Here is a 22,520-nt window from a genome sequence, read left to right as displayed (position 1 = left end):
GTGCCCGTCCCAGGTCCGGGACGGGCACGGCCGAATCCTGTTCCTGACGTGGGAACGGCGGGCCGGTCAGTCGCGCAGGTCGTCGGCGAGCAGGTCCATCAGCAGGCCGTCGTGCCAGCGGCCGTCCTCGCCACGCTCGTAGCGGCGCATCACCCCGACCGTCCGGAAACCAACCTTCGCGTACGCGCGGATGGCGGCGGTGTTCGCCGCCGCCGGGTCGATGGTGAAACGGTGATGGCCGTGCACGTCGATCAGGTGCCGGATCAGCACGCGGATGGCGTCCCCGGCGAGCCCGGCGCCGCGTACCGAGGGGTCGAGGAAGATGTCGAGGCCGGCGTGCCGGTAGTCCGGGTCGTCCTCGGCGTGCCACTGGATCGCGCCGATGATCCGGTCGCCGTGCTCGATGGCGTACACCGAGACACTCTCGTCGGCGAGATCCGCCTCGACGGCCGCGACCAGGTCGTCGCCGCCGCGCCACCAGCGGCGCACCTCGGGTTCGGCGCGGATCCGCGCCAGCGCGGGCACGTCGGCGGCCGTCGCCGGTCGTAGGGTCACCGCCGTACCGCGCAGCATCCGCTCAGCTCCGAATTTCACCGTGCTCGACGCAGATCGCCGACCAGCCGACCGGCAGCACCTGCACCTTCATCCGGCGGCGGCACCGGCCGCAGTAACGGGGCGGCTCCAGGGCGCGGGCCGCCGCACACTGCTCGTGTGCGCCAGCCACCGCCGCTTCGCCGCACCTGTCGCACCAGGTCTGACCCGCCACGGCCGCCGTCACAGGGTCGCCGAGAGCGCCTTGACCGGCATCTTCAGCTCGTCGAGCAGCTTGAGGTCGTCGGTGGCGGGCCGGCCGAGGGTGGTCAGGTAGTTGCCGACGATCACGGCGTTGATGCCGCCGAGCAGTCCGTCGCGGGTGCCGAGGTCACCCAGGGTGATCTCCCGGCCGCCCGCGTACCGCAGGATGGTGCGCGGCATGGCCAGCCGGAACGCGGCGATGGCCCGCAGCGCGTCCCTGCCCTCGACCACCGGGCGGTCGCCCAGCGGCGTGCCGGGCCGAGGGTTGAGGAAGTTCAGCGGCACCTCGTGCGGATCCAGCTCGGCGAGCTGCGCGGCGAACTCCGCCCGTTGCTCGACGGTCTCACCGAGGCCGAGGATGCCGCCGCAGCAGACCTCCATGCCGGATTCGCGGACCATCCGCAGGGTCTCCCACCGCTCCTCCCAGGAGTGCGTGGTGACCACGTTCGGGAAGTACGAGCGGCAGGTCTCCAGGTTGTGGTTGTAGCGGTGCACCCCCATGTCGACCAGCTCGTCGACCTGGTCCTGGGTGAGCATGCCGAGCGAGGCGGCGACCTGGATGTCGACCTCGGCCCTGATCGCGGCGACGCCCTCACGCATCTGCTTCATCAGCCGGTCGTCCGGACCGCGCACGGCGGCCACGATGCAGAACTCGGTCGCCCCGGTCGCGGCGGTCTGCTTCGCCGCCTTGACCAGCGAGGGGATGTCCAGCCACACCGACCGCACCGGCGAGGTGAACAGGCCGGACTGGGAACAGAAGTGGCAGTCCTCCGGGCAGCCGCCGGTCTTCAGCGACACGATGCCCTCGACCTCGACCTCCGGGCCGCACCAGCGCATCCGCACGTCGTGGGCGAGCTGGAGGGTGGCGGACAGGTGCTCGTCGGGCAGGTTCAGCACGGCGAGGACACCGGCCTCGTCGAGACCGACGCCGTTGTGCAGCACCTGGTCCCGGGCCTGGTCGAGGATCTCTGGCATGGCACGTACCCTACAAGGCCCCTTCGCAGGCGGTAAACGAGCGCGGACGGCGGGCGCGGAGCGGTCTCGGCGTGGTGCGGCGAGCCGCACCACGCCACGCCGGGGCAGGCCCGGCGGGTGGTAACTTCGCCCGGCGGAAGCGCCTGACGGGCGGGAACCGGCGGGGAAGGGACGTGGCGGTGGCGGACTGGCTGGCGGCACTGGACCGCCGCGCCGAGCTGCGGGCGAAGGCGGGGCTGACCCGCCGACTGCATCCCCGCGCCGCCGCGGACGGCGTGATCGACCTGGCTGGCAACGACTACCTGGGTCTGGCCCGGCACCCCGAGGTGGTTGCCGCCGCCGCGCAGGCCCTTTCCGCGTACGGGCTGGGTGCGACCGGCTCACGGCTGGTCCGTGGTTCCACCGATGCGCACCACACGCTTGAGGAAACGCTCGCCGACTGGCTCGGCACCGACCGGTCGCTCGTCTTCTCCTCCGGGTACCTGGCCAACCTCGGTGCGATCCGCGCGCTGGTGCGCCCCCGTACCCTGCTGATCTCCGACGCGCACAACCACGCCTCACTCATCGACGGCTGCCGGATCTCCGGTGCGGAGACGGTGGTGACACCGCACGCCGACGTGGCCGCGGTCGCCGCCGCCCTCGCCGCCGCCCCGGGCCGGCCGGCGGTGGTGGTCACCGAGTCGGTCTTCTCCGTCGACGGTGACCTCGCCCCGCTGGCTCGGCTGCACGCCACCGCCCGCGAACACGGCGCGTTGCTGCTCGTCGACGACGCGCACGCGCTGGGCGTGCTCGGCCCGGACGGTGCCGGCGCGGTGACCGGGGCCGGACTGACCGGCGAACCCGACGTGGTGGTCACCGCGACGCTGTCCAAGGCGCTCGGCGGGGCCGGTGGCGTGGTGGCCGGCCCGGCCGAGTTCGTCCGGCACCTGGTGGAGACCGCGCGGACCTTCATCTACGACACCGCCCTGCCGCCCGTGGTGGCGGCCGGGGTGCGGGCCGCCGTCGGGCTGGCGCGCTCCGGCACCGGCCTGCGCGCCGAGCTGGCCGAGCGGGCCGCCCTCGCGGTCGGCCGGCTGCGCGCCGCCGGCCTGGACGTCTCCGCTGCCGACGCCGCCGTCGTCTCGGTCACCGCGCCCAGCCCGGAGGCGGCGACGGCGTGGGCCGCCGCCTGCCGGGACCAGGGGGTGGCGGTCGGCTGTTTCCGCCCGCCCTCCACCCCCGACAGCCGGTCGAGGCTGCGGCTGACGATCAGCGCCGGGGTGCCACGGCGGGACTTCGAACACGCCCTGGAGGTCATCGTGGAATGTGCGCCATGACGGATCAGTGGCGCGGACCGGTGCTGATCACCGGCACCGACACCGAGGTCGGCAAGACGGTGGTCACCGCGGCGATCACGGCCGCGGCGCAGGCGGCCGGGCTACGGGTCGCGGTGGTCAAACCAGGCCAGACCGGTACGGCGACCGGCGATCCCGCCGACGTCGAGACGGTCACCCGGCTGGCCGCCCCGATGACCGGCCGTACGCTCGCCAGCTTCCCGGACCCGCTCGCGCCGCTGGCCGCCGCCCGGGTGGCCGAGCTGCCACCGTTGGAGCTGTACAACGCGGTGGACGCGGTGCGGGACGAGGCCGACAAGCACGATCTGGTGCTGGTCGAGGGGGCGGGCGGGCTGCTCGTACCGATGGGCCTGCGGCCCTCCGGTGAGCCGTGGACGGTCGCCGACCTGGCCGTGTCGCTCGGCGCCGCGGCGGTGGTGGTGGCCCGGGCCGGCCTGGGCACCCTCAACCACACCGCGCTCACCCTGGAGGCCCTCGAACGGCGGGCCGTACCGGCGGGCGTGGTGATCGGCGCCTGGCCGGCCGAGCCGGAACTGGTGCACTGGGCGAACCTCAGCGACCTGCTGCCGAGTCTGCTCGGCGCACTGCCGGCCGGCGCCGGAGCGATGGACCCGGGAGTGTTTCGGCGTTCGGCGCCGGGCTGGCTCACCCCGGCGCTGTACGGCGTCCTCGACGACTGGCGCGCCTGGGCCGACGAAACCACCTGAGCAGCGGTGCCGGTCAGCGGCGGACGACGAAGGCGTCGGGCATCCGGAAGGTGAGGTTGTCGGGGTAGTGGGGTGGGCGTACCACGCGCACCCCGGTCAGCAGCGGTGCGGCCTCGCGCACCAGTGTGGCGGCTTCCATCCGGGCGAGTTGGTCGCCGACGCAGCGGTGCGCGCCCGCCCCGAAGGCCAGGTGCCGGCGCGACCCGCGTTGCCCCGGGCGGAACTCGTCCGGCGACTGCACGACCTCCGGGTCCCGTCCGGCTCGGGCCAGCCACAACACCACACTGGTGCCCGCCGGCACTCCCGTCCCGCCCAGCGTGGTGTCCACGGCGGCGACCCGCCGCCAGGTGACGATCGGCGGTTCCAGCCGCAGCCCCTCCTCGACCACGTCGGCGACGTCGACCGAGCCGTCGCGCAGCCCGGCGAGCACCGTCGGCTCGCCGGTGAGTCGGTGCAGCAGCAGGGTGAGGAACTGCGAGGTGGTCTCCTGTCCGGCGACCAGCAGAAAGAACAGCGCACCGACGACCACGTCGGGCGGGTGTCCGGCGGTGCGCAGGGACGCGACCAGGCCGTCACCGGTGGTGGCGAACTCCCGCAGCAGTCGGTGGAAACGCCCCACCTCGGCGGCGAGCACCTGCTGCCGGTCGACGTCCAGCGGCGCCCAGAAGAGTTCCAGCGCCGCGCGGGCGAACTCCTTCACCGCCGCGACGGGCGCGTCGGGCAGGTCGACCAGCCGGGCCAGGACCAGCAGCGGCAGATCGGCGGCGAGACCCGCGTGCAGGTCGACCGGCGCGCCGGTGTCCAGGGCGGCGGTCAGCCCGGCGACCCGCTGCCGGACCAGCGTGGCCAGCCAGTCCCGTTGGGCGGCCACCCGTGTCGGATGCAGCGCCTCGGCGACCAGGGCGCGGATCTCCGGGTGGGTGGCACCACCGTTGTTGGCCAGCGTCGGCGGCAGCCGGAACCGGTGGGCGGCGAGCACCCGCAGCGCGGCCACCGGCATCGGGGTCACCGCGTCCAGTGCGTTGTCGGGTCGGAACGTCGTGGGGTCGGTGAGCACCTGCCGGACCAGAGCGTGCCGGGTCACCAGCAGATGCTCGACACCCACGTGGTCGGCCACCCGGGCCACGTCGGGCCAGTGGGCGGGGCCGACCCCGGTACCGGCCGGGGCCCGTTCCCAGCCGCGGAACAGCACGGCGTCACGCTAGTCGGCCGCCGCCGGGCGCCCGGCGCGCAACCGCCACACCGTGGTGCGCTTCACCCGTACGCTCTCCAGGGCCTCGCTGACCGGCACCTCGTAGACGGCGAGTTCGTCGAAGCGTTCCCGGGGCAGGAAGGCCCGACCCGGGTCGCCGACCAGCACCGACGCCCCGGCTCGGGTGGCCCGCAGCAGGAACCGCAGCACCCGGTTGGCCATCGCCTCGCTGTAGAAGGCGTCGCCGGCCAGGACCACCTCGGCGTCGCGGGCGTCGCCGTCGAGGATGTCACCGAGTTCGGCGTCGACGCGTACCCCGTTGGCCTCGGCGTTGAGCGCGACGGCTGCGACGGCCAGTTCGTCGATCTCCACGGCGCGGACGGCGGCCGCGCCGGCCCGGGCGGCGGCGATGGCCACCAGGCCGGAGCCGGAGGCCAGGTCGAGCACCCGGCGGCCGGCGACCGTCTCCGGGTGGTCGGTGACGTAGCGCGCCAGGCCCTGGCCGCCGGCCCAGGCGAAGGCCCAGAACGGCGGCGGCCGGTCGCTGCGGAACTCACCCTCGGTCAGCTCCCACAACCCGATCGGCTCGTCCGCCTGGTGCAACCGCACCTCGGGTACGAAGGCGACGGGCGTGAGCCGGGCGTGCAGCCGGACGAAGGCGGCGGAGAGCGCGGACATCCGGTGATTGTCCACCGTCGCCGTGTTCGGCGTGTCGCGGGTGATCCGTAGGCGGTTCAATACCGTACGTGAAATCGGGCATCTTGCTTCACGGTACGTGCGAACACGCCCGTCTACCGGGTGGCTTCCCGCGCTCCTAGCGTTGCCAATGGAGGCGACCAACGGGAGGACGGATCGTGAAGAGGCTGTGGCGTCACACGCTACGGATCGGGGTGGCACTGGCATGTCTCACCGGGGTGGACTTCGCCATGGCCGCGCCGGCGCACGCGGCGTTCGCCACCGAACTCGGCGGCCTGCCGGACCAGTTCACCGCCGGTGGGCGGGTGGCGACGGTCTCCGCTGTGGTGTCCCGCGACGACCAGGGCGACTGCATCAAGGTGCGCTGGTCGTTGGTGCTGGGTGTGCAGGGGTTGCGACTGGACCAGGTGCGGGTGGACCGGATCGAGGAGACCGGTTCGTTCCCGGTGGAGGTGCGCGCCGAGGGCGACGCGGCCCGGCTGACCGACCGTCAGCTCGACCCGGGCACGCTCTGCCCGGGGCGTACGGTCACCGCGCAGTACCGGATCGCGTTCGACCGGGAGGTCGACCGGGGGCAGGTGAGCCTCGCCGCCGAGGCGTACGACCGTAATCTGCGGTTGCTGTCCCGCCAGACCGCGACCCGCGAGGTGGTGGGTCGGGGCGGCCAGGCCCGTCCCACGACCGCGCCACCCACCCCGTCGCAGGTGCCGACGGAGGACCCGACCGAGGTGCCGACGGTGGATCCGACCGAGGAGGAGAGCGTTCCCGCCGACGACGCGGGGTACGCGGGTGGGGCGGCCGAGCCGCCGGACGCCGACGCCGCCGGAAACCAGGCCGGCAGCGGGCTGGGTCTGACCGAGGTGGCCTTCCTCCTCGGTGGTCTGCTGCTCTTCCTCGGGGTGGGCCTGCTGCTGCGGTTGCGGCAGCTGACCCGGGAGCCGGAGCCGGCGGTCGATGTCGGCGGTCCGACGCCCGGGCACTGGGAACGACGGCCGGACCCGCGGAGCCGGTGGCGGACGGTACCCCGAGACGACGGTTACCTGAGTTGATCCGGGCCACGGTGGGCACGGTCGCGAACCGGCCCACCGTGGCGTCACGTCACGGGGCCCAGTCCGGGTTCCGCCCGAAGGCGGCGAGGAGGCGGTCCTGTTCGCCGGCTCCGGCGGGCAGCTCGACCTCGGGTTCGACGAGCCCGTCGCGCCGGTAGTCGGCGACGTGGCGGGAGTACCAGCGGGCCGCCTCGGCCACCGCGTCGGCGTCCATCGTGGGGTCCGCGCCGATCGCCACCGCGAGGTCCCAGCCGTGCACCAGATGTTCGGCCAGCAGCTGGTGCAGGTACTCCTCGGCGGAGGTGTCGCCGGCCGACAGGTGCACGGTCCGGTCCAGCGCGCCCGGGCTGGTGGCGGCGACCTCGGCCTGCGCCGCGGCCTCGCGGGCGGCCTCGATCGGGTCGGTGCCGAGCTGGTCGCCGTCGTAGCGGTCACCGACCTCGTCGATGGTGCGCCCGGCGAGCAGCGGCACGCTCCAGCGTTCCTCGCTGACCACGTGGTTGACAAGTGTGCGGACGTCCCAGCCGGGGCAGGGAGTGGCGGCCGACCATTGGCCGGGGTGCACCTGTTCCACCCGGTCGGTGAACTCGGCCAGGCTGCGCCGGTATGTCTTCAGCAGCTCCATCTCGCCCTTGTTCCCGTCGGCGGCGCGGGTAACCCGCCGGATTCGGTGGCGCGAGTAACCGTCGGCTGCCCGGCCGCCGACCGCGCCTGCCTATTCCAGCTGCTCGGGATCGAGCCCGAGTTCGCGGGCGGTCACCAGGCGTACCCATTCGGCGAACTGTCGGCGGGAGATCACCCGGTCGTGCACCGCGAGCTGCACCGCCAGGCCGTCCATCACGGCGCTGATCCGCCAGGCGGCCCCGGCCGGGTCGGCGCAGACGAAGCTGCCCTCCCGGACCCCGTCGGCGATCACCGTGGCGAGGTCCTGCCGCCACCGTAGGTCCAGCTTGCGGGAGACCTTCTCCAACTCGGGGGTACGCAGCGACTCCGCCCAGCCGTCGATCCACATGGACCAGGAGGTGGCACGCCCGGCCGGGGTGTAGAGGCGCAGGATGCGACGGAGCTTGGTCAGCGGCGGGGCGCTCGAGCGGGTGACCACGTCGAGCCGGGCCAGATCCTGCTCGACCGCGTACGCGAAGGCCTGGGCGAGCAGCCGCTCCTTGGTGGCAAAGTGGTAGAAGACAAGTGCCTGGCTCACCCCGGCGGCCTGCGCCACATCAGCCGTGCGGGTGTTGGCCAACCCGCGCTGCCCGATCACGTCACATGCGGTGCGGAGCAGGGCATCCAGGCGGATTTCCGCCGCACGTCTCGTCACGTCCGTCACCGTATCCGATCGAAACGGATACGGCCGGTCACCAAACCCCTGTTGATCCGGCTTGCGACAGTCGGAAGCCGGACAGTTCCGGACTCGCCGGGACGGGAGCCCGATTTGGCATCCGATCCGCCGCTCGGCTAGAGTTCTCATCCGTCACCGGGTACGCCCGGGGCGTGCGGACGTAGCGCAGCTGGTAGCGCATCACCTTGCCAAGGTGAGGGTCGCGGGTTCGAATCCCGTCGTCCGCTCGGAGCTGCCGCCACGCGTGACGGGGGCAACCTCGGTGGGGTGGCCGAGAGGCGAGGCAACGGCCTGCAAAGCCGTGTACGCGGGTTCAAATCCCGTCCCCACCTCGGTGAACAGCAAGGGCGATTGGCGCAGTGGGAGCGCGCTTCCTTGACACGGAAGAGGTCACTGGTTCAAACCCAGTATCGCCCACCAGCAGATGAAAGCCCGCTACCGGAGATCCGGTAGCGGGCTTTTCGCATTCTCTCCGGCATGCCGCCTCGGCGGCGGCTTGACGGTTCAATAGTCAGTGCTGGATAGTCAGTCCTGACTAAGGAGTGCTGGTGGAGCGACGTCGGAGAGTGCCCAACCCGCTGGCCCTGGCCGTGCTGGCCTGGCTGATGTGGGAGCCGATGCACCCCTACGAGCTGGGTCGACGGCTCAAGCAGACCGGTCAGGACAAGCTCATCCGGTACACCCGCAGCTCCCTCTACATGGTCATCGAGCAACTCGCCCGGGCCGGTTTCGTCGCCGCGCAGGAGACGGTCCGGGACAGCGCCCGGCCCGAACGGACGGTGTACGCGATCACCGACGAGGGCCGGCACGAGGTGCACGACTGGCTGCGTTCCCTGCTGGCCCAGCCCCGCCAGGAGCATCCGCACTTCGCCGTCGCGCTGTCGCTGCTCAGCCTGCTTCCGCCCGACGAGGCGGTCGAGGTGCTGCGCCGCCGGTCGGCGGCGCTCGCCGGTCGGATCGAGGAGACCCGCACGACCATCGACGAGGCGCGCGCCGACGGTGTCGGATGGATCTTCCTGGTCGAGGAGCAGTACGCGCTCGCGCTGCTGGAGGCGGAGCGCCGGTTCGTCACCGATCTGATCGAGTCCCTCAAGCAACCGGACTACGCGAAGTCCTGGCAGGAGACCATGGGAGGTCGCGCATGACAGCCGCTCGAACCGCGCTGGTGATCGGCGGCGGGATCGCCGGTCCGGTGACCGCGATGGCGCTACGTCGCGCCGGCATCGAGGCCACCGTCCACGAGGCGTACCCGTCGACGACCGAGGGGAGCGGGGTCACCCTGACCCTCGCGCCGAACGGACTGGCCGCGCTGCGCCTGGTCGATGCCGAGCGACCCGTCCAGCGTGTCGGCCTGGCCATGCGACGCACCGTGGTCACCGACGGTCGCGGGGGCCGCATCGGTGCCTTCCCGCACGTGGCGGTGGAACCGGTCACGCTCGGGCTGTGGCGCGACGACCTGGCCCGGGTGCTGCGCGAATGCGCCGAGGCGCAGGGCGTGCGGATCGTGTACGGCAAACGGTTGGTCGACGCCGAGCAGCACGGTGACGGCGTCCTCGCCCGGTTCGCCGACGGCTCCACGGCCAGCGCCGACGTGCTGGTCGGCGCGGATGGCGTCCGGTCCCGGGTGCGTACGCTCATCGACCCGCAGGCGCCCGGGCCGCAGGTGCTGCCACTGCTGAACCTCGGCGGCGCGGCCCGGTACGCGGTGCCCGACGCCGACCCGGAGGCGATGTACTTCGTCTTCGGATCTCGGGCCTTCTTCGGCTACTGGGTGCAGCCCGACGGCCGCACCGCCTGGTTCGCGAACGTGCCGGACCGCCGACCGACCAGCTACGCCGAGGCGAGCCGGATCCCCCGACCGCAGTGGTTGCACCGGCTCCGCGAGGTGTTCGCCGACGACGTGCCGGCCCGGCAGGTGCTCGCCCACACCGAGCCGGACGACCTGGTGGCCATCGGATCGATCGAGAGCATGCCGTCGGTGCCGCGTTGGCACGGCGGTCGGCTGGTGCTGGTGGGTGACGCGGTGCACGCGCCGTCGCCCAGTTCCGGCCAGGGGGCGTCACTGGCCGTGGAGAGCGCCGTGCAACTGGCCCGCTGTCTGCGCGACCATACCGAGGTACCCGACGCGTTCGACGCGTACGAGCGGCTGCGCCGGGTGCGGGTGGAGAAGGTGCTCCGGCGGGGCCGGCAGACGACCTCCACGAAGACGGTCGGCCCGGTCGCGAAACGGATGATGCGGATCATGATGCCGCTGGCGTTGCGTACCTTCCTCAACCAGGAGCGGACGCTCGGCCCGGAGCAGCGCTACCGGATCGACTGGGACGCGCCGGTCACCACGGAACTGGCCGCCGGCCGCTCCTGAGTCGACGAGCCGCGCCTAGGGCCGGGCCGCGCCGACGCGTGGCGGTGGCGGCCACCGGACGGTGACCGCCACCGCCTGCCGGTCACATCGGCGGCGCGACGTCCCGCCGCTCCTCGACCCGGCGGTACTCCACCGGCTCGTCAGTGGCGGCCGGCTGACGACGGCGGCCCCAGACGAGCGTGGTCAGGATCAGACCGAGCACGCCGGCGGCCATCAGGATCCAGCCGACCACGTCAATGTCGAGCCCGCCGATGCTGGCGTTGACCGCGAAGGTGAGGATGGCGCCGAGCGCCAACAGAAAGATGCTGGTGCCGATACCCATGACAGCCTCCTTTGTCCGGGGGTGCGGTGTGCTGTCGGGAGAGGTCTGTACCCGGGTCAGGAGCGGCGCAATCACCCGCCGTCGGGGGCGGCGTCCCCGGCGATCTTGTCATCGGGTAGAGTTGCCCCGTCGCCGGCGCAGCCGGAGGCAGTGCGGACGTAGCGCAGCTGGTAGCGCATCACCTTGCCAAGGTGAGGGTCGCGGGTTCGAATCCCGTCGTCCGCTCGCGGTCCGGCCACACCTGCGGGTGTCGCCGGTCTCCACGGGCGATTGGCGCAGTGGGAGCGCGCTTCCTTGACACGGAAGAGGTCACTGGTTCAAACCCAGTATCGCCCACCATCCTTCGCGTAGCGCCGCAGAGCCGCGACGGCGAAGTCCTGGGCGGGCAGCCGGTTCAGGCTCGGAAGGTCCGCCGATAGGTGTCCGGTGGCACGCCGATGGTGCGGTGGAAATGCCGGCGCAGCGTGGTCGCCGTGCCCATCCCGGCCGCCGACGCGATGGTGTCGATGCTGTCGTCGGTGCTTTCCAGCAGTTCCTGTGCGCGACGGATCCGCTGCGTCAGCAGCCACTGCAGCGGGGTCGTACCGGTCACCGAGCGGAACTGGCGGGTCAGCTGGCGGGAGCTGAGGTTCGCCCGGCGGGCCAGGTCCTCGACGGTGAGCGGCTGGTCCAGCCGGTGCATGACCCAGGGGAGCAGTTCGGTCAGGGGGTGGCCGTCCCGGGCGGGCACCGGCGTGCTGACGAACTGGGCCTGACCACCGGCCCGGTGCGGCGGCACGACCAGGCGGCGGGCGACCACGTTGGCGATCGCCGGGCCGTGATCGCGGCGGACCAGATGCAGGCACAGGTCCATGGCCGCGGCCTTGCCGGCGGAGGTGAGCACCCGGCCGTTGTCGACGTAGAGCACGTCCGGGTCGACCGTCACCCTCGGATAGCGCGCGGCGAGATCCCGGGTGTGGGCCCAGTGCGTGGTCGCCCGCCGCCCGTCCAGCAGGCCGGCGGCGGCCAGCACGAACACGCCCGTGCAGAGGGAGACCACCCGCGCACCCGATTCGTACGCCGTACGCACCGCCTCGACCAGGACGGCGGGTGGTTCCTCGGCGACGTCGGCCAGGGCGGGCACGATCACGGTGTCGGCGGCTGCCAACCGGTCGAGCCCGTGGTCCGGCTCCAGCCGGAACCGGCCGACGCGGACGGGATGCGTGCCGCACACCCGGACGTCGTACCAGGGAACGGGCACGGCGTCCGGGGCGGCGCCGAAGACCTCGTAGGCCAGCGCCAGTTCGAAGTGCAGCATCCCGTCGGTGGCGGCGATCGCGACGGAGCGTGGGGCGACGCTCATGTCGGGAATTGTATGGGTCGTGTCGTTCCAGACACTCGCACTGTCGCGTCGACCCCGCCAGAGTCTGCCCAGAAGATTGCGTCGAGGAGGAGGCAGGCATGGCAGCGGGGCGAGAGGTGGCGGTGTTCGGCGCGTACGGGCACACCGGCCGGTTCGTGGTGGCGGAGTTGGGCGAGCGCGGGTACGTGCCGCTGCTGCTCGGCCGCGACCAGGACAAGCTGCTGGCGTTGGCGCGGACCCGACCGGGGCTGGTGACGCGGCAGGCGTCGATCGACGATCCGACCTCCCTCGACCGCGCGCTGCGCGGCGCGACCGCTGTGATCAACTGTGCCGGGCCGTTCGCCTCGACCGCGGCCGCGCTGGTGACGGCGGCGCTGCGCGCCGGCATCCCGTACGTCGACGTGGCGGCGGAGATCGAGGCCAACCTCGACACGTTCCGGCACTTCGCGGCGCCGGCCCACGCCGCGGGCGTCGCGGTGGTCCCGGCGATGGCCTTCTTCGGCGGTCTCGGCGACCTGCTGGTCACCACCATCCTGGACGGCGCGACGGCGGCGGACGAGGTGCACATCGCCTACGGCCTGAGCAGTTGGCAGCCCACCCCCGGAACGCGCGCCGCTGGCGCGGTGTCGGCACGGCGCCGCGGCCACCGCCGGGTCCGCTACACAGGCGGGCAACTGGAGTACCACGACGACGCGCTACCGACCCTGGAGTGGCCCTTCCCGGCTCCGCTCGGCCCGCGACCCGTCATCGGAGAGTTCACCATGGCCGATGTCGTCACCGTGCCCAGCCACCTGGCCGTCCCTCGGGTGTGTACCTACATGGCCGCCGCGGCGGCGGCGGACCTGTCCGCTCCGGACGCCCCGGCGCCGACCGCCGTCGACGAGCGCGGCCGATCCGCGCAGACCTTCCTGGTCGACGTCCTCGTCCGGGCCGGTGGTACGCACCGGCGCCTGGCGGCGACGGGTCAGGACATCTACGCGATAAGCGCGCCGCTCGCGGTGGAGGCCGTCGACCGCATCCTCACCGGCCGGACCAGAGCCGTCGGCGTAGCCTCGGCGGGCGCGATGTTCGACGCGCCGGATTTTCTCTCCGCCCTGTCCCCGGACCTGTCGCTGCACGTGCCGCTCGACGCCGGGCTCGCGTCGGAATTGTCCCACCTACGCTGATCGCAGGCCGGGCGGTCGGGTGCCGTCGGGTGCGGACGGTCATCCGGACCGACGTTTCGCGCAGCGCCTCCGGTGCACGCCGGCCGGGGCGATGGCCGGGTCGGCGATCCTCAGCGGCCGTCGGCGCTGGTGGGCAGGGCGAAGCGCCAACCATCCGCGTGCAGGGCGGGAATGGCGCGGTCGACGGCGTCGACGGTCTGGCTGCGGTCGCCGCCGCCGTCGTGCAACAGCACCACGGCGCCCGGTGCGACGCCCTCGACGAGACGCCGCAGCAGTTCGTCCGTGCCGGGTGGTTCCCAGTCCGTGACGGCGAGCCGCCAGCCCATCGGTCGCATCCCGAGTGCCGTGGCCACCCCGGGCGTCTGGCCCCAGGCACCGTACGGTGCCCGGAAGTAGGGGACTCGGACGTGGGGGACCGCGTGCCGGATGACCGCGTTGGTCTCCAGCAGGTCCGAGGCGATCCGGCCGGCGGCCCAGGACCCCATGTCGTCGTGGTGCATGCTGTGGTTGCCCAGCGCGTGCCCGGCCGTGACGATCCGGCGGACCAGCTCGGGGTGCTCGATGACCCGGTCGCCCTGAAGGAAGAAGACCGCCCGCACGTGGTGGGCGGCCAGGACGTCGAGCAGGTGCGGGGTGTGCTCCGGGTGCGGTCCGTCGTCGAAGGTGAGGCACATGACCCGGTCGGTGCCGATCACCTCGGTGGGCCGTACCGGCGGCGGTCCGACGCCCAACCCGGGCGCGGCACGCGGGGTACGCAGGGGCTGCATGGTGGACGACATCGGTCGGACCTTCCGCTGGTGGGCCGTGTGGGGCGCTCGGCGCCCCACACGGCCCGCTGGTGGTGGATGGCTGGTCCGCCCGCCGCGACGAGGATCAGCGGCGGGGCTTGGGTGCGATGCGGGGCAGGACGAACGGCGGGCCGGCGAGGATCAGGTCAGACTTGATCTCGTGGTAGGCCAGCTTGGGCTGGTAGTTCTCGTCCATGATGGTGGCCAGGCCCTCCGGCGGGTCGTCGAACCAGCCGGGCACCCAGGAGTGCTTGTCGCTGAAGCCCCAGACGGTGTACGAGAGGCAGCTGCGGACGAGCAGGCAGGCCTTCATCAGCACGCTGTGGTTGGCCGCCGACGCCTGCAACCTGGGGTTGATCTCCTCGGAGTTGCCGGCCTGGACCGCCTCGGTCATCTGGCTGCGGACGTCGACCTCGGTGAACGCGGTCGCCACGCCGAGCGAGGTGAACTTCTTCAGCGCCTCGGTCACCTGGAAGGTGTTGAAGTTGCCGTACTGGGTGCCGAGGTGGCCCTGCGCGCCGACGCCGTCGATCGGTACGCCCTGGGCGCGCAGCCGCTTGACCATGTCGTAGACGAACTGGGTCTTGTCGTCGGCCGGGTTGCCGGAGCCGAACGCCTCGATGTTGTAGTCGTTGTAGAACAACAGCGCCCTGGGGTCGGCGGCGCGGGCCCACCGGAACGCGTCAGCGATGTAGCCGGGCCCGAGGTTCTCGGCCCAGAAACCCTTGTAGTGCAGGGTCGGCGGAGTGTCCCAGGGGTCGCTGACCGCCTCGTTGACGACGTCCCACTGCCAGATCTTGCCCTTGTAGCGCTTGACCACCGTGGTGATGTGCTTGCGCAGCAGCTCGCGTAGCTCCTGCTTGCTGATGGAGCCGTCGGCGACGCCTTCGGTCAGCCACTGCGGCAACTGGTTGTGCCAGACGAGCACGTGACCCCGTACGCTCTGGCGGTTGCGCTTGGCGAAGTTGACGAGCTGGTCGGCCGCCTCCCAGTCGTAGCTGCCCCGGGTGGGTTCGAGGCTCTCCCACTTCATGGCGTTCTCCGCGGTGACCGAGACGAACTCGGACGCGGCGATCTTGCGATATTCCGGGTCGGCGGTGTCGTTGAGGGCGTCCGCGCTGACCGCGGTGCCGATCTGCAGGCCGTGGCGTAGGCCGAGGGCACCCAGGGTCTGTGCGGTCGGGTCGTACGGCCGGCCGGCCGTGGCCGGCACCATGTTCAATGTCGCTGCGGTCGCGACGGCGACCGCACCGACGGCCATCCACCGTCTCAACTTCATCTGCATTCCTCTCGATCTTCGATCGACGTGTGTCGATCATGAAGTGCCGGGTCGGACCGGTGCTGAGCAGGTTGGCAGCGCTGGGCGGCGCTCTGGCCGGACATGCAGGTGCCGGAAAGGGCGCCGATACTTTTCCGAATTTCGATCGGTAACTTGGCCGAAACGTTAGGGCCATCGATGCGCGCAGTCAACCACGAAGACTTCCGGAAGTCGGCCGTGTGCACTGCTGGAACGTCCGGTTTACAACCGGAAACTTCCGGATCCAACTCCGGCTACCGACTCGGCTGAGCCCCCGCCGCCCCCGGAAGTAGCCGGGCCGGCTCGCTCCCGCGGGTTCCGTGGACGGGAGCGAGCCGGCCCGGTGCCGGGGGCCCGCCGGCGGTGGATCGATCGGGGCGGGCGGGTAGGTCGACGCGGATCAGTGTTCGAGATAGGTGGCGTGATCGAAGTCGGCGTAGCGGCCGTCGCCGCCGATGTCCTGCACCCAGAGGCCGAGCAGGGCACCGGTGAAGCCCCAGGCCGCCGGTTCGCCGTCGACGATCCGGGCCGCGTGCTCGTCCGAGAGGATGGTCGCGTCCAACTCCACCGGCAGCCGCCGCCAACCGTCGCCCAGCTCGTACGCGAAGCGCAGCACCGGCCCGTCGAAGGTGACCCGCAGGCCCACCCGCAGCCGGCCGCCGGTGTCGACGGTCAGCTGCGGATACGCGGTGCGGTGGCCACCGTCGCAGCTGAGCAGCTCCAGCACGGACCGTCCGTCGTCGGCCCGGGTGAGGTAGAGGTGGTGCCAGTTCTCGGTGTTGTAGTAACCGGTGATGCCCGCCAGATGCCGGTGGTCGCCGGGGTCGAACTCGACGACGGTCTCCAGTGAACAACGCACCGCGCCCACCGGCCGCGCCACCAGGCTCGGCGTCTGCTTGCCGACGGGGGACTGGCCGCCGTGCACCCGCAGGTACGACGGGCGGGAGCGCAGGTCGATCCAGTCGTCGGTCGCCGGGCGACGCAGGGTCGACCAGCCGGCACCCAGGCGCGGGGCGTCGAAGTGGTCGGTGGCCGGCTCGTCGGGCCACGGATGGGCCGGCAGGTCCGGGGCGGGGATCTCGTCGGCCGGCACCCGGCCGGACACGCACGGCCAGCCGCCCGGCGACCAGTCGACCTTCTGTATCGCGGTCTCCCGACCGAGGACGCAATTGCCGAGTGGCGTGTAGGGACGGGCGACCAGGTGGGCCAGGTACCACTCGCCACGCTGGGTGCGCACCAGGCTGCCGTGGCCGGCCTTCTGCAGCGTCAGGTCCGGGCGCCCGACCGAGGTGAGCAGCGGCCCGGCCGGGTCCACCTCGTACGGTCCGAACAACTCCCGCGACCGGGCCACCGTGACCTGGTGCTCCCAGCTGGTGCCGCCCTCGGCGGTGACCAGCCAGTACCAGCCGTCGTGCCGGTAGAGGTGCGGTCCCTCGGTCAGACCGACCTCGGTGCCGGTGAAGATGATCCGGGGTCGGCCGACCAGTTGCCGTCGGGCCGGGTCATACTGCTGAATCTCGATGCCACCGAAGCGGTCGCGCCCCGGCCGCCAGTCAGCACTCATCGCCAGCAGCCAGGAGGTGCCGTCGTCGTCGTGGAACAGCGCGGCGTCGAAGCCGTGCGAGTGCAGCCGTACCGGGTCCGACCACGGTCCCGTGATGGTCGGCGCGGTGGTGAGGAAGTTCTGTGCGTCCCAGTAGCCGCTGGCGAAGCTGGCGACGTCGCTGTAGACCAGGTGGAACAGTCCGTCGTGGTACGTGAGGTCGGGCGCCCAGATCCCGTTGGAGTCGCCGCAGCCGCGAAGGTCGAGCAGTCGGCGTTCGGTGATGATGCCGCCGAGTTCCCGCCAGTGGACGAGGTCTTTCGAATGGTGCACCCGGACACCGGGATACCACTCGAAGGTCGAGGTCGCCAGATAGTAGTCGTCGTCGACCCGCAGGATGGACGGATCCGGATGAAAGCCGGTCAGAACGGGGTTGCGGATCGACCGGGCGATGGCCACGTCCGCGATCTCGGTCGACATGTTCGACTCCTTCAGGTCACGATCCCGGTTTCTTACCGGAAATACTCCGGAAATGCCAGGATGGCGCTCACGGTATCGGCTGACGTCCGCTCGCGACACCCCCTTGACCGGCGACGCAAGCCCGTCGTAACGTGCCGGCCATCACGTCGAAAATATCGGTATCGAAGCGAAACTTGCGATCCCGCTTTCATGGCCGCCGCTGATCGCGGTGGTGTTCCCTCCGCGTTACTACGCCTCCCGAAGGGATGAACCATGACATCGCACCTCACCCGCCGGTCGCTGCTGGGGCTGGCCGGCGCGGGCGCCGGCGCGCTCCTGCTCGGCGCCTGCGGGGATGGGGACAGCGGCGCTTCCGCGAGCCCGCAGAAGATCAGATGGTGGCACGTCCAGGACGCCGAGCCGATGCTGAGCGTCTGGGCTGATCTGGCCCGGCAGTACGAGAGCACGCACACCCACGTCACGGTCGACGTGCAGCCGCTGGAGGTCGAGGCGTTCAAGACCAAGCTGAACGGAGCCGTCGAGGCCGCGCTGCCTCCGGACCTGTTCCAGTCGTGGGGCGGCGGCGCACTGCAGCAGCAGGTCGAGGCCGGCCTGGTCAAGGACATCACCAGCGAGGTCCAGGGCTGGATCGGGCAACTGCTGCCCGCCTCGTTGCAGCCGTACACGGTGAACGACAAGATCTACGGCATTCCGTTCGACATCGGCATGGTCGGCTTCTGGTACAACCGGGACCATTTCGCCAAGGCCGGCATCGAGACGCCGCCGAAGACCTGGGGCGAACTGCTGCAGGTCGTCACCAAGCTCAAGGCCGTCAACATCGCTCCGATCGCGCTCGGCGGCAAGGACAAGTGGCCCGGGCACTACTACTGGGCGTACCTGGCGATGCGGATCGGCGGTCTCGAGGCGCTGCAACAGGCGGCCGAGGACCGCAACTTCGACACCCCGGTCTTCGTCGCCGCCGGTGAGCGCCTCCGCGAACTTGTCGACATGCAGCCGTTCCAGAAGGGCTACCTACGCGCCGAGTACGGGTCCGAGACCGGGCAGGCCGCGACGATGGGCAACGAGGAGGCCGCCATGGAGCTGATGGGCCAGTGGGCGCCGTCGGTGCAGGCGTCCTCCTCGACCAGCAAGCGTGGCCTCGGTGACCGGCTCGCCTTCTTCCCCTTCCCGGCCGTCGAGGACGGCAAGGGCTCGGCCACCGACGCGTTCGGCGGCGGCAACGGCTTCGTGGTCGGCCGCGACGCGCCGCCCGCCACCGTGGACTTCCTGCGGACGCTGCTGCAGGCGAGGAACCAGCGCCGGGCCGCGCAGACCGGTGCGGTGCTGCCCACCAACCAGGCCGCGGCCGGCGGGATCAAGGATCTGAACAACCAGGTCGTGGCGGCGAACCTCGGCATCGCGACCGGCTTCCAGCTCTACCTCGACCAGGCGTACCCACCGGCGGTGGGCGCCCAGGTCAACGAGAGCGTGGCGCAGCTGATCGCGGGCACCAAGCGGCCGGACCAGATCGTCAAGGACATCACCAGGGTGGCGAAGAAGCAGTAACGGGCGTCGTCGGCGCTCGGGCACCGCGCCGCCGCCGTACGTCAGCTCGTCGGCGCTCCCGCCGGCAGCGTCGAGGGATGAGCGAAGTAGGGAAGGGCGCATGGCTGCCAACGACAACCGGACAGTGACCATCGCGGCCATCGCCCGCCTGGCGGGGGTGTCGGTGCCGACGGTGTCCCGGGTGATCAATGGTCGTTCGGATGTGGCTCCGCAGACCCGTGAGCGGGTGGAGGAGTTGCTGACGCGGCATGGTTACCGGCGTCGGCCGCCGAGTATGCGGGCCAGTTCGGGGTTGGTGGACCTGGTCTTCAACGATCTGGACAGTCCATGGGCGGTGGAGATCATCCGGGGTGTGGAGGATGTGGCGCACGCTGTCGGGGTGGGCACCGTCGTGTCGGCCATCCACCGGCGCTCGTCCTCGGCCAAGCAGTGGCTGGACAACATCCGGACCCGGTCCACCGAGGGGGTCATCTTCGTGACCTCCACCCTCGAACCGCCGCAGCAGGCGGAGTTGCGCCGGCTGAACATCCCGGCCGTGATCGTCGACCCGGCGGGTGTCCCCGCCCAGGACGCGCCGACCATCGGCGCCACGAACTGGGCGGGGAGCCTGCGGGCGACGGAGTATCTGATCGGGCTGGGGCACCGGCGGATCGGGTTCATCGCCGGGCCGCCGCAGTTGATGTGCAGCCGGGCCCGGATGGACGGCTACCGGGCAGCCCTGGAGGCCGCCGGGATCCCGATCGACGACCGGTTGATCCAGGCGGGCAACTTCTACCACGAGGCCGGGTTCTCCGGTGGGGCGCGGTTGCTGGGGCTGACCGAGCCGCCGACGGCGATCTTCGCGTCGAGCGACCAGATGGCGCTGGGTGTGTACGAGGCGGTCCGGCAGCGGGGTCTGCGGATGCCGGACGACGTCAGCGTGGTCGGCTTCGACGACCTGCCGGAGGTGCGGTGGTGCTCGCCGCCGCTGACCACCGTGCGGCAGCCGCTGGCCGAGATGGGCATGCTGGCGGCGCGGACGGTGCTGCGGCTGGCCCGGGGCGAGAAGGTGGAGAGCCCCCGGGTCGAACTGGCCACCGAACTCGTCATCCGGGACAGTTCGTGCGCGCCACGGGCCGACCGGGGGCCCGCGGAGTGAACTGCGCCAACTACCGATAGTCGAGTGAAATTTCCGGCACTAGGGTGTGGGCGGGCGGCTGGTTGCCCGTCCTGGCCGCCCCGGGGCATGGTGCGGGCTGTCGCCGTACCGGTTGGGTGGGGAGTGCCGTGGTTGCCAGAGACACCCGGAAGATCACAATATCCGCGATAGCGGACCTGGCGGGCGTGTCGGTGCCGACGGTGTCCCGGGTGATCAATGGTCGTTCGGATGTGGCTCCGCAGACCCGTGAGCGGGTGGAGGAGTTGCTGACGCGGCATGGTTACCGGCGTCGGCCGCCGAGTATGCGGGCCAGTTCGGGGTTGGTGGACCTGGTCTTCAACGATCTGGACAGTCCATGGGCGGTGGAGATCATCCGGGGTGTGGAGGATGTGGCGCACGCCGTCGGGGTGGGCACGGTCGTGTCGGCCATCCACCGGCAGACCTCCTCGGCGGAGCAGTGGCTCGACGGCATGCGCCGCCGGGGCACCGAAGGCGTGATCTTCGTGACCTCGATGGTCGAGCCGCCCCTGCAGGCCGAGCTGCGTCGGCTGAGCATTCCGGTGGTGATCGTCGACGCCGACGGCCTGCCGGCCCGGGAGGCGCCGACCATCGGTGCCACGAACTGGGCGGGGGGCCTGCGGGCGACGGAGTATCTGATCGGGCTGGGGCACCGGCGGATCGGGTTTATCGCCGGGCCGCCGCAGTTGATGTGCAGCCGGGCCCGGATGGACGGCTACCGGGCCGCCCTGGAGGCCGCCGGGCTCTCCTTCGACGAGGACCTGGTCTGCCCGGGCGACTTCTACCACGAGGCCGGCTTCAACGGCGGGGTGCGGTTGCTGGGGCTGACCGAGCCGCCGACGGCGATCTTCGCGTCGAGCGACCAGATGGCGCTGGGTGTGTACGAGGCGGTCCGGCAGCGGGGTCTGCGGGTACCGGACGACGTCAGCGTGGTCGGCTTCGACGACCTGCCGGAGGTGCGGTGGTGCTCGCCGCCGCTGACCACGGTGCGGCAGCCGCTGGCCGAGATGGGCATGCTGGCGGCGCGGACGGTGCTGCGGCTGGCCCGGGGCGAGCAGGTGGAGAGCCCCCGGGTCGAACTCGCCACCGAACTCGTCATCCGGGACAGCGCCGCCCCCGCCTAACCGGCTACCGATATTTTTCCGGAAGTTGTTGACGCCGCATCCGGTGGGGCCGACGATGGGACTCGCCGTCCTTTCACCAAGGAACTGGCTGGTGGTGCCCGCCGTGCCCGCGGCACCGCCCGGCCGTGTCCGGCGGACGCCCACGCCGTCCGCCGGACACGGCACCCACCTCCCATCCGATCCGACGTGGGCCGTCGCCGGCTTCTGCCGTTGGCAGATCCGCTGACGGTGAACGAGCCACCCGGACAGCGCCGACGAGGGGCAGGGTGGCTCACATGAAACTCCTCATGCTGGGCGGGTCGGGATTCGTGGGCGGGGCGGTGGTCGCCGAGGCGACGCACCGGGGCTGGGCGGTGACGGCGTTCAACCGGGGGCGGCACGGGGCGCCTCCGGCTGGCGTACGGCACCTGGTGGGTGACCGCACCGCCGCCGACGGGCTGGCCGCGCTGACCGAGGGGGAGTGGGATCTCGTCGTCGACACCTGGGACGGTGCGCCCCGCGTCGCCCAGGCGACGGCGCGGATGCTGCTCGGACGGGTCGGACACTACGTCTACGTCTCCAGCGGTTCGGTGTACGCCCAGCCGGTGCCGGCCGGCGTGACCGAGCAGGCTCCGCTCGTCGAGGCCGCCCCGGACGACGTCGACGGTGACTACCCGATGCTCAAGGCCGGTGCCGAGCGGGCGCTGCGCGCGGTGCTCGGCGACCGGGTACTGCTCGCCCGGGCCGGTCTCATCCTCGGTCCGGGTGAGGACATCGGCCGGCTGCCGTGGTGGTTGAACCGTCTCGCCCAGGGCGGTGAGGTGCTCGCGCCCGGCCCGGTGGACCTGCCCGTGCAGTACGTCGACGTTCGCGACCTGGCGGCCTTCCTGCTGGATGCCGGGGCCGCCGGCCAGGCTGGAGCGGTGAACGTGGTGAGCCGGCCCGGCCACACCACCATGGGTGAACTGCTCACCGCCGGCATGGCGGCCACCGGCGCTGCCGCCCGGCTGAACTGGGTCGATCCGGGGCGCCTGCTCGCCGCCGGGGTGGAACCGTGGAACGATATGCCGATCTGGATCCCGCCGGGGCACGAGTACCGGTGGATGCAGCAGATGGACGTCACCCGCGCGTACGCCGGCGGGCTCGGCTGCCGCCCGGTGACCGAGACCGTCGTCGACACCTGGGCCTGGTTGCGCCGGGTGGGTTCGGTGCCGGCCCGCGCCGGTCGACCGGCCCGGCCGCCGGTCGGTCTGGACCCGGCCCGGGAGGCCGGCCTGCTCGCGGCCCTGGCCACCGATCCTCCGTCCGCGGTGCCACCCCGCTGACGTC

22 protein-coding genes and 5 tRNA genes are annotated in these 22,520 nt (G+C 71.9%); 15 read left to right on the top strand and 12 right to left on the bottom strand.

The features are described 5' to 3' along the window. Window positions 1–66: 66 nt before the first annotated feature. Genes O3597_RS17050 through bioB form a run of 3 tightly spaced genes read right to left on the bottom strand, consistent with a single transcriptional unit; the run spans window position 67 to window position 1,770 of the window. Complete coding sequence (locus O3597_RS17050) at window positions 67–573, bottom strand: GNAT family protein (protein WP_281601738.1); 507 nt, start codon at window positions 571–573, stop codon at window positions 67–69. A gap of 4 nt (window positions 574–577) precedes the next feature. Then, a complete protein-coding gene (locus O3597_RS17045) occupies window positions 578–778 on the bottom strand; it encodes a hypothetical protein (protein ID WP_164445506.1) in 201 nt (66 codons plus the stop codon). Beyond that, complete coding sequence (gene bioB, locus O3597_RS17040; RefSeq protein WP_164445505.1) at window positions 775–1,770, bottom strand: biotin synthase BioB; 996 nt, start codon at window positions 1,768–1,770, stop codon at window positions 775–777. The genes O3597_RS17045 and bioB overlap by 4 nt, the downstream gene beginning before the upstream one ends. A 179-nt stretch (window positions 1,771–1,949) precedes the next feature. On the opposite strand from bioB, the gene O3597_RS17035 reads away from it, so the two are divergent. Together O3597_RS17035 and bioD are read left to right on the top strand one after the other, a co-directional pair. Beyond that, entirely contained in the window at window positions 1,950–3,086 is a 1,137-nt protein-coding gene (locus O3597_RS17035; RefSeq protein WP_281601737.1) for an 8-amino-7-oxononanoate synthase, read from the top strand. Continuing rightward, on the top strand, window positions 3,074–3,811 hold the full coding sequence (gene bioD, locus O3597_RS17030) for a dethiobiotin synthase (RefSeq protein WP_281601736.1): 738 nt from the start codon (window positions 3,074–3,076) through the stop codon (window positions 3,809–3,811). The genes O3597_RS17035 and bioD overlap by 13 nt, the downstream gene beginning before the upstream one ends. 13 nt (window positions 3,812–3,824) lie before the next feature. Here bioD and O3597_RS17025 read toward each other — a convergent pair whose 3' ends face one another. Then, on the bottom strand, window positions 3,825–5,003 hold the full coding sequence (locus O3597_RS17025; protein WP_281601735.1) for a cytochrome P450: 1,179 nt from the start codon (window positions 5,001–5,003) through the stop codon (window positions 3,825–3,827). A gap of 9 nt (window positions 5,004–5,012) precedes the next feature. Then, window positions 5,013–5,681: a 50S ribosomal protein L11 methyltransferase gene (locus O3597_RS17020; protein WP_281601734.1), complete on the bottom strand. Its 669-nt coding sequence runs from the start codon at window positions 5,679–5,681 to the stop codon at window positions 5,013–5,015. A gap of 176 nt (window positions 5,682–5,857) precedes the next feature. Between O3597_RS17020 and O3597_RS17015 the strand changes: the two genes are divergently transcribed. Next, complete coding sequence (locus O3597_RS17015) at window positions 5,858–6,748, top strand: hypothetical protein (RefSeq protein ID WP_281601733.1); 891 nt, start codon at window positions 5,858–5,860, stop codon at window positions 6,746–6,748. A 49-nt stretch (window positions 6,749–6,797) separates the two neighbouring features. Here the strand turns inward: O3597_RS17015 and O3597_RS17010 are convergent, their stop codons facing one another. Continuing rightward, on the bottom strand, window positions 6,798–7,373 hold the full coding sequence (locus tag O3597_RS17010) for a TIGR03086 family metal-binding protein (RefSeq protein ID WP_164445495.1): 576 nt from the start codon (window positions 7,371–7,373) through the stop codon (window positions 6,798–6,800). A gap of 90 nt (window positions 7,374–7,463) precedes the next feature. Continuing rightward, window positions 7,464–8,066 (bottom strand): TetR/AcrR family transcriptional regulator, encoded by a 603-nt coding sequence (locus O3597_RS17005; protein WP_281601732.1) that lies wholly within the window; start codon window positions 8,064–8,066, stop codon window positions 7,464–7,466. Window positions 8,067–8,241: 175 nt separating this feature from the next. Here O3597_RS17005 and O3597_RS17000 point away from each other — a divergent pair. From O3597_RS17000 to O3597_RS16980, 5 genes are all read left to right on the top strand, one after another. Further along, a tRNA-Gly gene (locus O3597_RS17000) sits at window positions 8,242–8,314 on the top strand. 34 nt (window positions 8,315–8,348) lie between these two features. Next, window positions 8,349–8,419: transfer RNA gene (locus O3597_RS16995), tRNA-Cys, on the top strand. A gap of 13 nt (window positions 8,420–8,432) precedes the next feature. Beyond that, window positions 8,433–8,507 (top strand) — tRNA-Val (locus tag O3597_RS16990). A 128-nt stretch (window positions 8,508–8,635) separates the two neighbouring features. Then, a complete protein-coding gene (locus O3597_RS16985) occupies window positions 8,636–9,232 on the top strand; it encodes a PadR family transcriptional regulator (RefSeq protein WP_164445493.1) in 597 nt (198 codons plus the stop codon). Next, window positions 9,229–10,449 (top strand): FAD-dependent monooxygenase, encoded by a 1,221-nt coding sequence (locus O3597_RS16980; RefSeq protein ID WP_281601731.1) that lies wholly within the window; start codon window positions 9,229–9,231, stop codon window positions 10,447–10,449. The genes O3597_RS16985 and O3597_RS16980 overlap by 4 nt, the downstream gene beginning before the upstream one ends. A gap of 82 nt (window positions 10,450–10,531) precedes the next feature. Here the strand turns inward: O3597_RS16980 and O3597_RS16975 are convergent, their stop codons facing one another. Next, the gene (locus O3597_RS16975) at window positions 10,532–10,771 is read right to left on the bottom strand and encodes a DUF6458 family protein (RefSeq protein WP_281601730.1); all 240 of its coding nucleotides are present in this window, start codon (window positions 10,769–10,771) and stop codon (window positions 10,532–10,534) included. Between the two features lie 152 nt (window positions 10,772–10,923). On the opposite strand from O3597_RS16975, the gene O3597_RS16970 reads away from it, so the two are divergent. Both O3597_RS16970 and O3597_RS16965 read left to right on the top strand, forming a co-directional pair. Beyond that, window positions 10,924–10,996, top strand: a tRNA-Gly gene (locus tag O3597_RS16970). A gap of 39 nt (window positions 10,997–11,035) precedes the next feature. Further along, a tRNA-Val gene (locus O3597_RS16965) sits at window positions 11,036–11,110 on the top strand. A gap of 55 nt (window positions 11,111–11,165) precedes the next feature. Here O3597_RS16965 and O3597_RS16960 read toward each other — a convergent pair. After that, window positions 11,166–12,113, bottom strand: coding sequence for a helix-turn-helix domain-containing protein (locus O3597_RS16960; protein WP_281601729.1), 948 nt, complete (start codon window positions 12,111–12,113; stop codon window positions 11,166–11,168). A 98-nt stretch (window positions 12,114–12,211) separates the two neighbouring features. On the opposite strand from O3597_RS16960, the gene O3597_RS16955 reads away from it, so the two are divergent. Then, window positions 12,212–13,279 (top strand): saccharopine dehydrogenase NADP-binding domain-containing protein, encoded by a 1,068-nt coding sequence (locus tag O3597_RS16955; protein ID WP_281601728.1) that lies wholly within the window; start codon window positions 12,212–12,214, stop codon window positions 13,277–13,279. A gap of 110 nt (window positions 13,280–13,389) precedes the next feature. On the opposite strand, the gene O3597_RS16950 is transcribed toward O3597_RS16955, so the two are convergent. From O3597_RS16950 to O3597_RS16940, 3 genes are all read right to left on the bottom strand, one after another. Continuing rightward, complete coding sequence (locus O3597_RS16950; protein ID WP_235944359.1) at window positions 13,390–14,058, bottom strand: polysaccharide deacetylase family protein; 669 nt, start codon at window positions 14,056–14,058, stop codon at window positions 13,390–13,392. Between the two features lie 94 nt (window positions 14,059–14,152). After that, complete coding sequence (locus tag O3597_RS16945) at window positions 14,153–15,346, bottom strand: endo-1,4-beta-xylanase (RefSeq protein WP_164445488.1); 1,194 nt, start codon at window positions 15,344–15,346, stop codon at window positions 14,153–14,155. Between the two features lie 418 nt (window positions 15,347–15,764). Beyond that, window positions 15,765–17,387: a glycoside hydrolase family 43 protein gene (locus O3597_RS16940; protein ID WP_164445487.1), complete on the bottom strand. Its 1,623-nt coding sequence runs from the start codon at window positions 17,385–17,387 to the stop codon at window positions 15,765–15,767. 252 nt (window positions 17,388–17,639) lie between these two features. On the opposite strand from O3597_RS16940, the gene O3597_RS16935 reads away from it, so the two are divergent. From O3597_RS16935 to O3597_RS16920, 4 genes are all read left to right on the top strand, one after another. Further along, on the top strand, window positions 17,640–18,932 hold the full coding sequence (locus O3597_RS16935; RefSeq protein ID WP_164445486.1) for an extracellular solute-binding protein: 1,293 nt from the start codon (window positions 17,640–17,642) through the stop codon (window positions 18,930–18,932). A gap of 100 nt (window positions 18,933–19,032) precedes the next feature. Beyond that, complete coding sequence (locus O3597_RS16930) at window positions 19,033–20,070, top strand: LacI family DNA-binding transcriptional regulator (protein ID WP_164445485.1); 1,038 nt, start codon at window positions 19,033–19,035, stop codon at window positions 20,068–20,070. Between the two features lie 128 nt (window positions 20,071–20,198). Continuing rightward, window positions 20,199–21,212 (top strand): LacI family DNA-binding transcriptional regulator, encoded by a 1,014-nt coding sequence (locus O3597_RS16925; protein ID WP_164445484.1) that lies wholly within the window; start codon window positions 20,199–20,201, stop codon window positions 21,210–21,212. Between the two features lie 275 nt (window positions 21,213–21,487). Next, entirely contained in the window at window positions 21,488–22,516 is a 1,029-nt protein-coding gene (locus tag O3597_RS16920; RefSeq protein WP_281601727.1) for an NAD-dependent epimerase/dehydratase family protein, read from the top strand. The last annotated feature ends 4 nt before the right edge of the window (window positions 22,517–22,520 follow it).

It is taken from the genome of Verrucosispora sp. WMMA2044 (assembly GCF_027497155.1).
GTDB classification, from domain to species: Bacteria; Actinomycetota; Actinomycetes; order Mycobacteriales; family Micromonosporaceae; genus Micromonospora; species Micromonospora palythoicola.
The sequence above is the reverse complement of the archived record's forward strand: the minus strand, read 5'-3'. Positions and strand labels throughout refer to the sequence as shown.

Excerpts from the sequence above, each read along its gene's own strand:
- O3597_RS17050 (WP_281601738.1), bottom strand. The coding sequence starts at position 573 with ATGCTGCGCGGTACGGCGGTGACCCTACGACCGGCGACGGCCGCCGAC.
- bioB (WP_164445505.1), bottom strand. The coding sequence starts at position 1,770 with ATGCCAGAGATCCTCGACCAGGCCCGGGACCAGGTGCTGCACAACGGC.
- bioD (WP_281601736.1), top strand. The coding sequence starts at position 3,074 with ATGTGCGCCATGACGGATCAGTGGCGCGGACCGGTGCTGATCACCGGC.
- O3597_RS17020 (WP_281601734.1), bottom strand. The coding sequence starts at position 5,681 with ATGTCCGCGCTCTCCGCCGCCTTCGTCCGGCTGCACGCCCGGCTCACG.
- O3597_RS17010 (WP_164445495.1), bottom strand. The coding sequence starts at position 7,373 with ATGGAGCTGCTGAAGACATACCGGCGCAGCCTGGCCGAGTTCACCGAC.
- O3597_RS16980 (WP_281601731.1), top strand. The coding sequence starts at position 9,229 with ATGACAGCCGCTCGAACCGCGCTGGTGATCGGCGGCGGGATCGCCGGT.
- O3597_RS16975 (WP_281601730.1), bottom strand. The coding sequence starts at position 10,771 with ATGGGTATCGGCACCAGCATCTTTCTGTTGGCGCTCGGCGCCATCCTC.
- O3597_RS16960 (WP_281601729.1), bottom strand. The coding sequence starts at position 12,113 with ATGAGCGTCGCCCCACGCTCCGTCGCGATCGCCGCCACCGACGGGATG.
- O3597_RS16955 (WP_281601728.1), top strand. The coding sequence starts at position 12,212 with ATGGCAGCGGGGCGAGAGGTGGCGGTGTTCGGCGCGTACGGGCACACC.
- O3597_RS16950 (WP_235944359.1), bottom strand. The coding sequence starts at position 14,058 with ATGTCGTCCACCATGCAGCCCCTGCGTACCCCGCGTGCCGCGCCCGGG.
- O3597_RS16945 (WP_164445488.1), bottom strand. The coding sequence starts at position 15,346 with ATGAAGTTGAGACGGTGGATGGCCGTCGGTGCGGTCGCCGTCGCGACC.
- O3597_RS16940 (WP_164445487.1), bottom strand. The coding sequence starts at position 17,387 with ATGTCGACCGAGATCGCGGACGTGGCCATCGCCCGGTCGATCCGCAAC.
- O3597_RS16935 (WP_164445486.1), top strand. The coding sequence starts at position 17,640 with ATGACATCGCACCTCACCCGCCGGTCGCTGCTGGGGCTGGCCGGCGCG.
- O3597_RS16930 (WP_164445485.1), top strand. The coding sequence starts at position 19,033 with ATGGCTGCCAACGACAACCGGACAGTGACCATCGCGGCCATCGCCCGC.
- O3597_RS16920 (WP_281601727.1), top strand. The coding sequence starts at position 21,488 with ATGAAACTCCTCATGCTGGGCGGGTCGGGATTCGTGGGCGGGGCGGTG.